12 protein-coding genes and 1 pseudogene are annotated in these 13,724 nt (G+C 65.8%); 5 read left to right on the plus strand and 8 right to left on the minus strand.

Features of this window, described 5'->3' with window-relative positions; all coding sequences use genetic code 11:
- From AC1DJT_RS13175 to chpT, 6 genes and pseudogenes are all read right to left on the minus strand, one after another.
- A pseudogene (locus AC1DJT_RS13175) lies at positions 1-226 on the minus strand (chemotaxis protein CheR); the annotation flags it as partial.
- Positions 223-1,341: a chemotaxis-specific protein-glutamate methyltransferase CheB gene (gene cheB, locus AC1DJT_RS13180; protein WP_476768085.1), complete on the minus strand. Its 1,119-nt coding sequence runs from the start codon at positions 1,339-1,341 to the stop codon at positions 223-225. The pseudogene AC1DJT_RS13175 and the gene cheB, both read right to left, overlap by 4 nt.
- A 103-nt stretch (positions 1,342-1,444) precedes the next feature.
- A complete protein-coding gene (locus tag AC1DJT_RS13185) occupies positions 1,445-1,810 on the minus strand; it encodes a response regulator (RefSeq protein WP_476834205.1) in 366 nt (121 codons plus the stop codon).
- Between the two features lie 30 nt (positions 1,811-1,840).
- Positions 1,841-2,335: a chemotaxis protein CheW gene (locus AC1DJT_RS13190; protein WP_476768084.1), complete on the minus strand. Its 495-nt coding sequence runs from the start codon at positions 2,333-2,335 to the stop codon at positions 1,841-1,843.
- Entirely contained in the window at positions 2,332-4,944 is a 2,613-nt protein-coding gene (locus tag AC1DJT_RS13195; RefSeq protein WP_476834206.1) for a hybrid sensor histidine kinase/response regulator, read from the minus strand. Before AC1DJT_RS13195 ends, AC1DJT_RS13190 begins: the two co-directional genes overlap by 4 nt.
- A gap of 115 nt (positions 4,945-5,059) precedes the next feature.
- On the minus strand, positions 5,060-5,701 hold the full coding sequence (gene chpT / locus AC1DJT_RS13200; protein ID WP_476768082.1) for a histidine phosphotransferase ChpT: 642 nt from the start codon (positions 5,699-5,701) through the stop codon (positions 5,060-5,062).
- A gap of 140 nt (positions 5,702-5,841) precedes the next feature.
- On the opposite strand from chpT, the gene AC1DJT_RS13205 reads away from it, so the two are divergent.
- Complete coding sequence (locus tag AC1DJT_RS13205) at positions 5,842-6,705, plus strand: 3'(2'),5'-bisphosphate nucleotidase CysQ family protein (RefSeq protein ID WP_476834207.1); 864 nt, start codon at positions 5,842-5,844, stop codon at positions 6,703-6,705.
- A 93-nt stretch (positions 6,706-6,798) separates the two neighbouring features.
- Here AC1DJT_RS13205 and AC1DJT_RS13210 read toward each other — a convergent pair whose 3' ends face one another.
- The gene (locus tag AC1DJT_RS13210) at positions 6,799-7,449 is read right to left on the minus strand and encodes a YHS domain-containing (seleno)protein (RefSeq protein ID WP_476768080.1); all 651 of its coding nucleotides are present in this window, start codon (positions 7,447-7,449) and stop codon (positions 6,799-6,801) included.
- Between the two features lie 45 nt (positions 7,450-7,494).
- Here AC1DJT_RS13210 and AC1DJT_RS13215 point away from each other — a divergent pair, with 45 nt between their 5' ends.
- The 4 genes from AC1DJT_RS13215 to AC1DJT_RS13230 all read left to right on the plus strand — a co-directional run bounded on the left by AC1DJT_RS13215 (position 7,495) and on the right by AC1DJT_RS13230 (position 11,330).
- Entirely contained in the window at positions 7,495-8,073 is a 579-nt protein-coding gene (locus tag AC1DJT_RS13215; RefSeq protein WP_476834208.1) for a DUF1134 domain-containing protein, read from the plus strand.
- Between the two features lie 86 nt (positions 8,074-8,159).
- Positions 8,160-9,422 carry a hypothetical protein gene (locus AC1DJT_RS13220; RefSeq protein WP_476834209.1) on the plus strand — a complete coding sequence of 421 codons (1,263 nt, stop codon included), beginning with the start codon at positions 8,160-8,162 and terminating at the stop codon, positions 9,420-9,422.
- A 103-nt stretch (positions 9,423-9,525) separates the two neighbouring features.
- Positions 9,526-10,464 (plus strand): sugar kinase, encoded by a 939-nt coding sequence (locus AC1DJT_RS13225; RefSeq protein ID WP_476834210.1) that lies wholly within the window; start codon positions 9,526-9,528, stop codon positions 10,462-10,464.
- A 5-nt stretch (positions 10,465-10,469) separates the two neighbouring features.
- On the plus strand, positions 10,470-11,330 hold the full coding sequence (locus AC1DJT_RS13230) for a TIGR01459 family HAD-type hydrolase (RefSeq protein WP_476834211.1): 861 nt from the start codon (positions 10,470-10,472) through the stop codon (positions 11,328-11,330).
- 7 nt (positions 11,331-11,337) lie between these two features.
- On the opposite strand, the gene AC1DJT_RS13235 is transcribed toward AC1DJT_RS13230, so the two are convergent.
- Positions 11,338-13,704, minus strand: coding sequence for a glycosyltransferase family protein (locus AC1DJT_RS13235; protein ID WP_476834212.1), 2,367 nt, complete (start codon positions 13,702-13,704; stop codon positions 11,338-11,340).
- Positions 13,705-13,724 lie beyond the last annotated feature (20 nt).

The following is a 13,724-nucleotide window of genomic DNA, read 5'->3' on the forward strand; positions in this document are numbered from 1 at the left end:
AGAACAGGGTCTCGTTGGTGGTCATCGCCTCGACGACGGCATTCTCCAGGCCGCGGTCGCCTTCGAGCCTGAGGCGCTGCACAAGCGGACTGAGCCCCGCGATATTTCGCTTTCGGCAGAGGATGCCGAGCCGGCTCTCGACGAGGTAGCGCTTCTCGGTGCTGAGAGAGAGACCCGAGCGCAGGTGCAGCAGCGTGCGCAGGAAGTCGAAATCGGCCTCCGTCATGCCGAGGATCCTCCACGCACCAGCGCACGAATGGCGGGGCCGATGCCGTCGAGCGCGACAACGGTGCTGGCATGGCGGGCGCGCACGACGGAGCCTGGCATGCCCCAGATCGTGCTCGACGTTTCATCCTGTGCGATTACGGCGGCGCCGGCGCGGCGCAACGCGCCCGCGCCATCCGTGCCGTCACTGCCCATCCCGGTCATCACCAGGCCGAGCGCGGCCGGACCGAGGTGATTGGCAGCTTCGCTGAAGAGCACATCGACGGCGGGTCTGCAGAAGCGTACCGGCGGCCCGTCGCCGATGCTCGCGACGATATGGCCGAGCCTGCGATCGATGCCGAGATGGCGTCCTCCCGGCGCGATATAGACCGTGCCCCTGCTCAGTCTTTCGCCATCGAAAGGCTCGCGTGCCCTGACACCGATCTGTCCGGAGAGCTGTTCCGCGAAGGACGCCGTAAAAAGCGGAGGCATATGCTGGACGACGAGCGTCGTCAGGTCCTGGAGGCCATCGCCAATATCKGTGAGGACCTTGGCCACGGCGCGGGGGCCGCCTGTCGAGGCGCCGATGACGAGGTAGCGCGGCATCATCGAGATCAGCGGCCTGAGATCCATGATGCCGCTCGGCAGACCCGGCTCAGGCGGGACTTCGCTGAAAGGCAGCAACGCCTCGTGCGAGGATTGTGCGATGCTGCTGAGCTTGAGCAGGAATTCGCTCCGGAAATCCAGCGACAGCGTCATGCCGGCGCGACTTTCGGGCTTGGGCAGCACGTCCATGGCGCCCATGGTCATGCCCTGCAGGGCGAGCCGGGCATTGCGTTCCGTCAGCGTCGTGGCCAGCAGGACGGCAGTCTTCGGGCTCTCCCTGACGATCTGGGGCAGTGCTGCAAGACCGTCGAGGCCGGGCATGTCGAGGTCGAGGACCATGATATCGGGGTGGTAGCGCGTGGCATGCTCCACGGCCATCTCACCGTCGCCTGCCACCGCGACGACGTGAAACTGGCCGCTCTCGCCGAGCCAGCGTGCGAACAGCCCGCGCACGACGACGGAGTCGTCGGCGATGACGACGGTCTTCGGACGTATGGCTGTTCTGCCATGGCTGGATGAGCGAGGGCTCATCATTCGGCACGACCCCTGTGCGTCGAGTGCAGGGCTGGCTGGGTGGGCCACCAATGACCCGCCGAGAAATAGGCCGCGACGGCACGGGCCGCGGCGCGACGTGTCAAAGCAGGCCGACCTGATGGAATTTGGAGGCGACGATCTCCTTGTCGAACGGCTTCATGATGTATTCGTCGGCGCCGGCGTGCATGGCGCGCGCGATATGGGCAATGTCGTTCTCGGTCGTGCAGAAGACGACCTTGGGCCGTTTGCCGCCTGGCATCTGCMGCAGGGTGCGCAGGAAATCATAGCCGTCCATGATCGGCATGTTCCAATCCAGCAGCACAGCGTCCGGCATCTCGCCCTTGCAGGCATCGATCGCCCGGGCGCCGTCCTCGGCTTCTGCGATTCGGAACTGGAGACCCTCGAGAATGCGGCGTGCGACCTTGCGGATCACCGCTGAGTCATCGACGACGAGGCAATATTTCATGGTCATTCTCCAGAATGGGCGGGCCGCGGCTCAGGCAGCCAAAGGCAGGTCGATCTTCAGCACTGCGTCGATGTCGAGCACGACGAGAAGGCGGTCTTCGAGGCGGTGAACGCCGGCTGCCAGGGAGGCCCAGGCGCGGTCGAGATGGACCGGCACGGGCTCCAGCGTGGAGTGATCGAGACGGATCACCTCGCCGACCGCGTCGACGATCAGCGCGTAGGCCTCTCCACCATGATCGATCCCCACCGCAACCAACTCCGTGGCTGCGCCCAAAAGGGGCTCCCGGCCGAGCCGCTTGCGCAGGCAGAGTGCGGTCACCACGCGCCCGCGCAGGTTGAGCAGGCCGATGATTTCGGGCGGGGCCAGCGGCACCGGCGTGATGCGGCTGGTATTGAAGACGTCCTGCACGCGGCCGATCGGGAGCCCGAGCAACTGCTCGCCAATGGTCACGGTGACGTAGTCGAGGGATTCCGTGAAGCCCGTCGCGTCAGGGGCGGGACGTGCGTTGCTCTGCTTTGAGTTCATGCCGCCTGCCTCAGTCTGGAGCGGTTGTCCGCCAGCTCGGCGAGCAAGGCACGGCGATCGAATTTCGCAACGATGGCGTCCATGCGCGCCTGCGTTGCGAGTGCATAGAGCTCCGGGGTGGCGAAGGTCGTCATGCCGAGGATCCGGAATGCATCGCCGTCTTCGCCGTCACGCAGTTCGGCCGCAAAGCCGAGCGCTGCTTCGGTGTAGCGGTCGAGGTCGATCAGCACGCCGTTGAGYCCGCYGGCGACGACATGCTGGCGGGCGCTGGCGATATCGGCGGCCAGTGTGACGCGAAGTCCCGCGGCCTTCAGGACGGGGGCCAGCATTTCGCGCAGGAATTCGGAAGGCTCGACCATCAGGACATGCGCGCTGCTGGACACGCCTTCGCGGCGGCTGGCCCGCAACCAGTTCGGATCGCCCTTGGGCAGGTAGTGCGCCAGATCGAGGATCTCGGTGGCGCGCCCCCTGATGATCGCCGACCCGACGGCACCCTGGTCGAGCATGGCCTGCAACTCGACATCGAGAACCTCGTCAACGATGTCGACGATCGCATCGACGGCGAGGCCCATGGTCAGCTCGCCTTCCGCGATGATGACGAGTGCCTGCAGGCCCTTGCTCTTCACCTGTGTCTCGCCGACGGGGATGATCGGCATCAGACGGCCGCGATAGTTCAACAGCACGCGCCCGCCGCTGATCTCGAACCGCTCTGCCTCGACCTCTTCCAGGCGTGTGACGAGCGAGAGCGGCACGGCTTTCAGGCTGTCGGCACCGGCGCGAAACACCAGCATGGTCGTTCGCTCACCGACAGGGGAGTGGCCGCTGGCCGCGTTCTGCTCGGGGGCATCGGCAGAGGTCGTCGCTCCGACGAGGCTGGCGACGCCATTGGGGTCGACGATCAACACGACCGCGCCATCGCCTAGGATGGTGTTGCCGGAGAAGATCGGGATGTGACGCAGCTTCGTCGACATCGGTTTGACGACGATTTCCTCGGTGTGGAACACGGTGTCGACCAGAATGCCGAACTGACGTTCGCCGATCTGTGTCACCACGATGAACCCGTCTTCGGCTGCCGCGGGACCGGCGTTCAGCAACCCGGCAAGTGCGATGATCGGCAGCAATCGGCCACGCAGCCGCAGGACAGGTGTGCCGTTGATCTGCTCGACGCGGTGATCGGCCCCGGCCTTCACGCGGACGAGCTCGCGCACGACGATCTGGGGGATGGCGAAGCGCTGTTCGCCGCAGGCCACGATGAGGGCTGCGACGATAGCGAGGGTGAGCGGGATCTTGATGGTCAATGTGGTGCCGGCGCCCACCGTGCTGGCGATGTCGATCAACCCACCAATGGCGTCGATATTAGACTTGACCACGTCCATGCCAACGCCGCGCCCGGAGATCGCGGTGACATTCTCCGCGGTCGAGAAACCGGGATGAAATATCAGGCGGCTGAGCTGCGCTTCGCTCATGCGCTCGATCTCGCCCTCATGGGCAAGACCTTGCTGCAGTGCCTTGCGGCGAATGCGCTCGAAGTCGAGGCCGCGCCCATCGTCCGAGATGGAGATGGTGACCGATCCGCCCTCGTGATAGGCGGCGAGGCGAATGGTGCCGTGGGCCGGTTTGCCGGCGGCGACACGATCGGCAGGTGGCTCGATCGCGTGATCGGCGCAGTTGCGCACCATATGGATCAAGGGGTCCTTGATCAGGTCGAGGATCTGCCGGTCGAGCTCGGTATCGGCGCCTTCGGTGACGAGCTCGATGCGCTTTCCGAGTTCGCCGCTGAGGTCGCGCACGATGCGCGGCAGCTTCGACCAGGCATTGCCGATCGGCTGCATGCGGGTCTTCATCACCCCGTCCTGCAGTTCGGCGGTGATCAGGGACAGACGCTGGAGCGGCGCCTTGAGCGCGGCGTCATCCTGGCGACGCGAGATTTCGAGCAACTGGTTGCGGGTCAGCACGAGCTCCGAGACCATCGTCATCAGATGCTCGATCGTGTCGACATTGACGCGCAGGCTCGCCGGGGCCGCCGAGCGGCTCTCGCGGGGGGAGGCGTCTTCGGCGGCAGCATCGTGGCGGGCCGCGCTTTCGATGCGCCCGTCCGGTCCGCGCTGCGGTCCGGGTGCGCTCTTGAAGACGAGGTCGAGGCCGTCATCGGCCGCGGACAGAGCGTGCCGGGCCAGGTAGGCGGCGACCGGATCCGATGGGTTGACCGAAGGGGACTGTGCCAGCTCCTTCTTGGCCTGGTCGGCCAGCGCCTGCAATTCGCGGATCAGGACCTCGTCGCTGCCGGTTGGCTCCTGGCCCTTGTCGGCCAGCTCCGCCATGATCTCCTTGATGCGGTCGATGGTTTCCAGAATCGCGGTCACCGCGATTGCATTCACGGTTGCGCCGTCGCGGAACTGGCCCATCACGGATTCTGCCGCATGCGTCAGGGCTTCGAGGCGCGGCAGGCCAATGAATCCGCACGTGCCCTTCACGGTATGAACCAACCGGAAGATGTTGCGCAGGATATCGCGATTATTGGGTTCCTGCTCGAAGCGCACGAGCTCCCTGTCGACCGTGTCGAGATGCTCGCCAGTCTCGCCAAGGAACTCTTGGAGCAATTCGTCCATGCCGAAGACCATTACCCACGCAACAATGCAGCGCCCATCTATGCAGCGGAAGGGTTTATGATCGGTTGAGACAGGACTGAAAGCGCGATGTTCCTGCGCTCTCGGCCGAAATGGCTCAGTCCGCCTTGTCGGCCGTGATCGTCACAGTGTCGCCGTCGATGGTGAAAGCGACCTTCATATTGGCCGCGCGGGCGACCATGCCGGCGTAAAGCGGCTGCACGGCGTGGGCGTCGATCGTGCCCGTCTCGGAGCGGCCGGCGAGCAGTTCCTCGACATGGGCCGGAATGCGGGCATGAGAACCGGTGGCGGTGATATGGAAGCTGCCCTGCTCGCCCTCCAGGGTGGTGCGGGCGACGAGGCGTCCGCCGCGCGGCACCGCCTGCGTCGCGAGGATCAGCAGGTTGAGCACGAGCTTGACCTGATTCTTCGGCAGCAACGCGCGCGGGGCTTCCCAGTCGAGCGAGAGCTTGTCATCGTTCAGGAAGCCATTCGCGACCGTGCCGGCATCGCCGAGGTCGATCATCGCGCCTGCCGATCCCGCCGCGCCGAAGGCAAGTCGGGCGAATTGCAGGCGGGCGGAGGCGCTGCGCGCGCTCTTCTTGATCAGCTCGAGTGCGAAATCGCGCATCGAGGGATCGTCTTCCTCCAGAACCTCGAGCGCGTTGACGATGGCGCCGACCGGGCTGATCACGTCATGGCAGACCCGGCTGCAAAGAAGCGCAGCCAGATCGAGCGGCTCGAGCGAGATGTCGGTCATGGCAGATGTCCTGGGAACAGCGTTTCGGGGCGCGCTCATGGCAAATGAAGCGCCGATAGGATAAGGTATGAGGCGATCTTGGTTTGCATGTGGTTAACTGTGTTTTGGCCAGCAGAACAGCGAATGGGCGCCCAATCCGCATGATAGCGCCCGATGATCCGCGCCTTTCCGACCGCAATGCGCTGGCTGAGAAGCTGGCCGAGGCGGCGCGCCTCAGCGGCGCCGTGCTTTTGGTCATGCGCGCTGCAAGGGATGTGYGGAGCAAGGCGGACGGTTCGCCCGTCTGTTCCGCTGACCTCGCYGCCGATCACGCCGCGAAGGCGGCCCTCGCGCGGCTGCTGCCGGATATCCCCGTGATCAGCGAAGAGAGTGTCGAATCCGMTCAGCCTGCCCCCGTTTTCATCCTGCTCGACCCGCTGGATGGCACGCGCGAATTCCTGGCGGCTGGTGGCAGCTACTGTGTCGCGATCGCCATCATCAGCGGCACGCGGCCGATCGCGGGGGCGATCGCCGCGCCGGAGATCGGGCGGCTCTGGTTTGCGGGGGAAGATGCTTTTGCGCAGGCCATCGCGCCGGATGGCTCAACGCTCGGTGCGGCGCAACGCATCGTCGCCCGCCCCACTCCGGCGACCGGTCCAGTCGTGCTGGTCAGCCGCTTTCACGGAGACGCGCTCAGCAGCAGCGTTCTCAGCGCGATGTGCAAGAGTGAACAGATGCCGATGTCCTCGGCGGTGAAATTCGGCCTGATCGCCAGTGGCGAGGCCGATCTTCATGTCCGCGGAGGAACAACGATGGAATGGGATATTGCCGCCGGCGACGCGATTTTGACCGCAGCCGGCGGTGTCGTCCGGCAGCTCGACGGCAATGTGCTGCGCTATGGCGGCGCCGAGCGGCACTATCGCAACCCGTCCTTCGTGGCGGCCAGCAATGAGGGATTGGCGGGGCGCGCGATCGCACTTGCGAAGGAACTGACGCTTGTCGGCCAGACGGGTACCGTAGGTTAGATCACAGGACCGGATAATCGTATCCGGTCTCCTAACCTTCCATGGTCGCATCGGCTTGTCCGAAAACCGCAATTCGTTTTTCGGGCCGACGCTTCAGCGAGCGATCTGCTGGCTGACGCGCTGCCAGTTGGATTCCGCAAGTTGGCGCAGGGAGGTTTCCTGGGTGAAGCGGCGCCTATTCTCTTCGCTTCGAAAGAGGAAGAGCCGCGAACCAATGATCGCGAAGCGACGCGGGTCGGTCTCAACGACACGTCCATCGGCTACCGCGAGCGGGTCGAAGCCTGCAAAGGCTGGCTCGTAGACGCCGGGCGAATCACGAAAGGCTTCGCGGTTGCTGGCCGTGCTGAAGCGCCAGACTGCGCCATCATAGATCAGCTCATAGTCCGGGCGACCGGAAACCGCGCGACCTTCTGCCTGATAGGCAACGGGGTCGTATCCGCCCAATGCCAGCCCGGAACGGCTGTCGCGCTGCATTTCCTCGCCAATTGCAGGCAATTCCGGAAGGCCATGGGGCAGCGCCGCCGGCTGGGCCAGCACCGGCTGGACCGCGATGGCAAGGGCGAGGACGCCGACTGCGATCGAAATCCAGCGCTGCCATTTTACGGCCTTCATCACAGATTCCTTTGCTGGGTGACGACGGGGAAGCACCTCCGCGCAATCTTCACGGGTTGGATACTCTTGGGGCGTATCAAACTGGTTACTGAATTGTCGCGCATTCGCGTGATGCCGTGCCCCGCCGCGCATCCGGCCACCCGGCCGGGATGCGACGCCTAGCCCGGAGTTTCCTCAATGGATCTCACTCGCCGTTCTCTTCTGGCCGGTGCGGTTGTCTCGGCCACTCTTGGCCTGAGCAGCCTGCCGGTCCTGGCGCAGAGCCAGAATCCGCAGTCCTTTTCCCAGACCGAGCTCGTCAGCTCCGGTCATCAGTTCTTTGGCAATGTCTCGCGCGGACTTGCGCTGACGATCGAGGAGGCGGTCCGGCGCTKGGGCGAACCCAACGGCTATGTTCTCGGCCAGGAGGCGTCCGGTGCCTTCGTCGGTGGCCTCCGCTTCGGCGAAGGCACGCTGTTCACGCGTAATGCCGGCGATCGGAAAGTGTTCTGGCAGGGCCCGTCCGTCGGCTTCGACTTCGGCGGAGAAGGCGCTCGCACCATGATGCTGGTCTACAACCTGCCGGTCGTCGATGCGCTCTACCAGCGTTTCGTCGGCATTGACGGCTCGGTCTACTTTGTCGGCGGCTTCGGCTTCACTGCAATGGCAGCCGAGGGCGTGACGCTGGTGCCGATCCGGACCGGCGTCGGCTGGCGGCTCGGCGTCAATCTCGGCTATCTCAAGTTCACGCCGCAGGCGACCTGGAACCCGTTCTGACCGGGAGGGCTCGTTTTGCTGGCCATGGCGCTGTTGTCATGGCAGGGTTTCGTTCTTGGAATCGTTCCTGATCGGAGCCCGGTGAATTGATCGAAGCCGTCATGCTCGTCACGCTCGGCTTCCTGACAGCCATTCTGCTGGCGCTGGCGGCATTGCCGGCGCTTGCCCGACGGGCCGACCGCCTGGCTCGCAAGCGGGCAGAGGCGGCGTTCCCGCTCTCGCTGGCGGAGATCGCAGCCGATCGAGACCATCTGCGGGCGGAACTGGCGATGCAGGCGCGGGCTCTCGAGCAACGGGCGGAAAGCGGGTTCGCTGCAAGGGCTGGGGCGATGGAAGAGCTCGGCCGCCGCGACATGGCGATCGGGCGGCTCGAACGGGAGCTCGGTGCCCGCGAAGAACGCATCAGCGGGCTCGAGGGCGATCTGGCGGCCACGCGCACCGATCTCTCCGAAACCCGCGACGCGCTGGCCAGGGAAATCGCAGCGGCGGCGCTGGCCAGTGGTACGATCGAACAGCGGATCCATGATCTAGGTGCATTGGAGCACAGCCTGAACGAGGCCAGGCTTGCGTTACGTGGCACTGGCTCCGATCTCGATGCACGCACCGGAGAGCTGGCAGAATTGCGCGCGACGCTCGAGCAGACCCAGGCACTGCTTGCGGAGCGTGAGGCCGAGCTCGCGCAATCCCGCCAGGAAGGCGATGCTCATCGCGTTGCGCAGGTCGAAGGCCGCACGCGCATCATGGTGATCGAGGGAGAGCGCGGCGAGCTCGCAGCCCAATTGGCGGCGAGCCGGCGCGCCGTCGATCAGGCGACGGCCGCGCTCAAGGCGATGACGACCGATCGGGATAGCGAAAGACTGCGCGCCGACGCCCTGGCCGCACGCGCGGTACAAGCAGAGGCAGGCCTTGCGGCGGCGGATTCCGGAGCAGTTGAGGTGGCTGCGGAGGCTGGTCGTCTCGCGGCGCTCGCCCGCAAGGTCGAGGAGGAGCGCGACCAGCAGGTGCGGATGAAGCAGGAACTCGAAGCGGAGTTGGCGCAGGAGAAATCCATGAACGCGTCCAGAAAACAGCGGGCCGCCGAAGAGGTCGCGCAGGCCCAGAACGAGTTGCGGGCTCGGGATGCCCGGTTTGAAACCGAGCATGCGGAAGCGCAGACCCTGCACGGGGCACTGGCTCAGGTGCGAGCCGAGCTTGCGCGCACCAAGCAGGAACTGTCCCAGTTGCGACGCGAGGCGAAGCCCGTCGATGATCCGGCTGCGCGGAGCGACAATGCCGCCCTGCGGCAGGAGATCGTGCGGATCGCCGATCAGCTCCTGGCGCCGCCGACGAGCCGGGAAGCGGCGGAATAGCGCGCAATCCCGCGGAAAACCGTTTCCACCTTGGGCGCTTGATGCTTTAGGAAGGCGCGCAGGCTTTTCGCCGCGTCCAACAGCTCTGGCCTGAGACGGTGCCGTGACGGATAAGACACTCGATATTCTCTGCATCGGCGAGCCGCTGGGCGAGTTCAATGCGACCCGCGGCGAGGCCGGTTCGTTCCGCTTCGGACATGGCGGGGACACCTCGAATTGCGCGATCGCCGCGGCGCGGCAGGGTGCCAGCGTCGCCTATGCCGGCGCTTTGGGGGATGACAKCGCAGGCCGCTCCTTCCGTGAGCTCTGGGCCAGGGAAAACGTCGATGACAGCCATGTCACGACCCATCCGACCGCGCCGACCGGGCTCTATTTCGTCGATCACGGACCGAACGGGCACGTGTTCTCGTATCTGCGTGCGGGGTCGGCCGCGAGCCTCTGCGGACCGCGCGACCTGCCGCTCGACTTGGTTCGGTCGGCCAAGGTGGTGCAGGCATCGGGGATCAGCCAGGCGATTTCGGCAAGTGCCTGCGATGCGGTATTCGAGGCCTTTGCCGCGGCTCGTGCGAGCGGCGTCACCACGGCCTACGATACCAACCTGAGGCTGAAGCTCTGGCCGCTGACCCGGGCGCGAGCGATCATCCATGCGGCCTGCGCCATGGCCGATATCGTGCTGCCAGGCTTTGACGACGCGACCCAGTTGACCGGCCTGAGCGAGCCGGATGCGATCGCGGATTTCTATCTCGGCCTTGGCGCAAGGATTGTCGCGCTCACGCTGGGCCACGAGGGCTCGCTGGTTGCGACGCCGGAGCGGCGTCAGCGCTTCGTGCCGATCAAGGTCGACGCCATCGATGCGACCGGAGCCGGCGACTGCTATGACGGGGCCTTCCTCGCAGAATATGTGCGCACGGGCGATCCCTTTGTCGCTGCCGCCTACGCCAATGTCGCGGCGGCACTTTCCACGCTGGGTTATGGCGCAGTCGCGCCGCTGCCAAGGCGCGCCGATGTCGAGGCGCGGATGGCCGTTGAGGCAAGGGCTTGATTGAGATGGACGTTCCGATCCTGAGCCAGGCCGGCGATCTGCTCGCCGGCTATGACGTGCTCATCAGCGATGTCTGGGGCGTCGTGCATGACGGTGTCTGGGCCCTCGAACCCGCTTGCGATGCGTTGATCAAGTTCCGGCAGCGTGGCGGGGCAGTCGTGCTGCTCTCGAATGCGCCCGGTCCCTCGGAGCAGATTGCCRGCGTTCTCGACGACAAGCGCGTTCCGCGCGAGGCCTGGGATCGGCTGGTGACCTCCGGCGATGTGACCAAGGCGCTCATCGCAGCGAGCCCGACGCGGCAAATCTATCATATCGGCTGGCAGGCGGACCGGGCCGTGTTTGCGGGCCTCGATGTCAGTCTCGTCGACGAAGCGCAGGCGGAGCTCGTCGTTGCGACGGAGCTGAACGACTATCGGCGCGAGACACCAGAGGATTACCGTCCGCTGCTGACGCGCTTGGCGGCGCGCAAGCTTCCCTTCATTTGCGGCAATCCCGATCTCGTCGTGCATGTCGGCGAGGATCTGCTGCCCTGCGCCGGAGCGCTTGCGACGATTTACGAGGAACTTGGCGGTTCGGTCGCCTGGGCCGGCAAGCCGCATCGTCCGGCCTATGACCTGGCGCTTGCTGCGGCCCGGGAGGCTCGGGGCGGCCGAGCGATCGAAACCGACAAGGTTCTGGTGATCGGCGATGCGGTGCGGACCGATCTCGCTGGGGCTCGCATGATGGGCTTCGACAGCCTCTTCGTCGCCGGCGGCATCCATCGCGAAGAGACGATCCTGGATGGAGAGGTCGACCCGGCCGGTGTCACCCGCGTCCTGGCCGGGCAACCGGCCATGCCTGTCGCGGCCATGGCCGCGCTCGCCTGAGCGCGCTTCAGACCGGAGGCGCCCGCTGCGCCTTCAGCCAGGCTCCGATATCGGCGTAGAGCCCCTCGAAGGGGCGGAAGACGAAGCGGATCTTCGATCGGCCTGGCGGCACAGCGACCGCCCGGAACAGGACATTGGCGCGAAGCAACTGAGCTGGCTTGCCATCGACTTCGACCTGCCACCAGTGATGCCAGACATCATTGAGCACGACATAGCCGCCGCGCGGTGAATCCGCCTCGAGAGCGACTTCGGTGGTGCCGTAATCGACGATGCGGACCGAGCCGGGCTGAACCGGCCCGGCGGGCACGGGCGGCGGGGCCCTCTCCAGCAGGACCGTGGTTCTCGGGTCGAAACCTGCCGGCCATTGGCCGCTTGCCAGGATCGCGCCGAAATCGGCCCGCTCGGCCTTCTCGACAAGCAGCACGCGCGGCAAGGCGCGCGGGTTCTCGTAGACATAGGCATCACGCGTCCTGGCGATCTGAACGAGGTCGCCAGGCTTCAGGGTCTTGTCGATCTGTTCGACGGGGACGCCGGTCGCGATGAAACGCAGGCCGAGCATGTCGGCGAGCAGTGAGCGGTAACCCGGCATCAGCGGCGAGAACGTGCGTTGGTCCGGCAAGGCGACATGGTCGCCCGCGCCCGTGGCCTTGCTGTAGAGACCGAGCCTGAGGGGATTGTAGCCGAGCGTATTGTCGAGTTGATGGACGAGACTGGCGTTGGGCCAGTGGAAATCGATGCCCGCGAGCTCGATGCGGTCGCGGCGGTCCGGCGCGGCGGTGCGGGCCGTCTCACGCTTGAGCAGAGCAATCGTCTCGTTCGTGCTGTCGGCGCGCAGGACGTCATAATTCTGCGAGGGTAGGGCGGTGGATTCGCTCGGACCGTTGTTGACGGAGAGATCCACCGTCAGCGTCGCCGCCAGCAAGGCAGCGGCCGCCAGCGTTGCCCCTCTCAGCGCGAGCCCGCGTGCTGCAACCAACGCGCCCGTGCTCAAGAGGGCGCAGAGCAGCGCCGTGACGAGCGGGATCGTCGCGACACCGACACGTCCGACGGTCCAGGCGAGCCAGAGGGCAAGCCCAAGGGCGCCGGCCAGGAGCGCGGCCTCGACGAGCACCTGCCAGAGCCGCGTCCGTGGCGCCGTGTCGGTCATGACGAGATGGGTCAGATAGCCGCCGAGGATCGCAAGCAGCGCCCCCAGGATGAAGAGCGCGTCGGCAGGCCGCCGGTAGAAGCTCACGCCGGGCAGCGCCTCGAAGATCAGCCGGAAACCGGGTGTGTAGCGACCGAGTGCGTAGACCAGCACCAGCAGCGTTGCGATGGCGAGCGCGATGATCTCACGCCGCAGCAGCGCGCCACGCACCAGTCCGACGGTCAGGATCAGCAGCATCGGCAGGAAGCCGAGATAGAGCTCGCCCATGTTGCGGGCGAGATAGAGATCGAGCGGTCCGAACCGCTGTTCCCAGGCAGGACTCGGCGGCCCCCAGAAGTTCTCGAGCGGCCCTGCCGCGCCATAAAGATTGGCGATCAGCCCGGTGAGCAGGGATGCAGGGTGCAACGAACCCTTTCCGGCACCGATGAGATCGATGGCGGGACGGTTCGATTCCTGGGCCAGGAAGGCGGTGAGCAGGATCGGAACGGTCGCGACGAGGATGGCGCCGAGCGACCCGGCGAGGAGCGGGAGGATGCTTGCGCGCAAGGCCCGCAGCGGTCTGTCGGCCATGGCAATGGCGGCGATCACCAGCCCGGCCAGGACATAGACGCCGAGCAATGCGACCTGATCGCGGCCAAGCACCATGAAGCCGGCCACGATGCCCGCTGCCAAGCCGTAGATCAGCGAGCTGCGTTCAAGCGCACGCGACAGCAGCAATAGCGTTATGGCGAAGTAGCCGAGACTGAGCACCTGCCCGATATGTTGGATGCGCCAGGCTGCCGAGGCGCCGAAGGCGAAGGCGAGAGCTGCAACGACGGCACCGGCCGGATGCCAGTTGCGATCTCGAAACAGCAGCACAACCGCGAGGGCGCCCGCCAGCAAGGTGCCGAGCACTGCGCCGTCGCTCCAGCGAAAGCTCGGGGCCGGATTGAAGATCGCGATCAGCGCGAAGGGGGGTGAAAAGATCAGGGATTGCGGGTCGGCGACCTGCGGCGATCCGGCAAAGACATAGGGCGTCCAAAACGGAGAAAGGCCGCGGTTCAGCGCCGTCGCCAGGAATTGCAGCTGTGGGTGAAAATGCGCTTTTGCATCCCAGGGAATGGTGACGATTCCCGAAAGCCAGGGCCAGGACAKAGCCAGCCAGGCGCAGAATACGATGCAGAACACGCTGGCCAGCGGCCAGCGTGTCGAGGGAACCGGAGGGGGGGCGGTGCCGGGCTCGGACATCAGTGAGCTCTGCCCGAAGC

The sequence above is a fragment of the Allobosea sp. 05T422_2 genome, assembly GCF_056396265.1.

Bases quoted from the DNA above. Each gene is read 5' to 3' on its own strand.
- chpT (WP_476768082.1), bottom strand. From the start codon at position 5,701: ATGACCGACATCTCGCTCGAGCCGCTCGATCTGGCTGCGCTTCTTTGC.
- AC1DJT_RS13190 (WP_476768084.1), bottom strand. From the start codon at position 2,335: ATGAACTCAAAGCAGAGCAACGCACGTCCCGCCCCTGACGCGACGGGC.
- AC1DJT_RS13210 (WP_476768080.1), bottom strand. From the start codon at position 7,449: ATGCGCGGCGGGGCACGGCATCACGCGAATGCGCGACAATTCAGTAAC.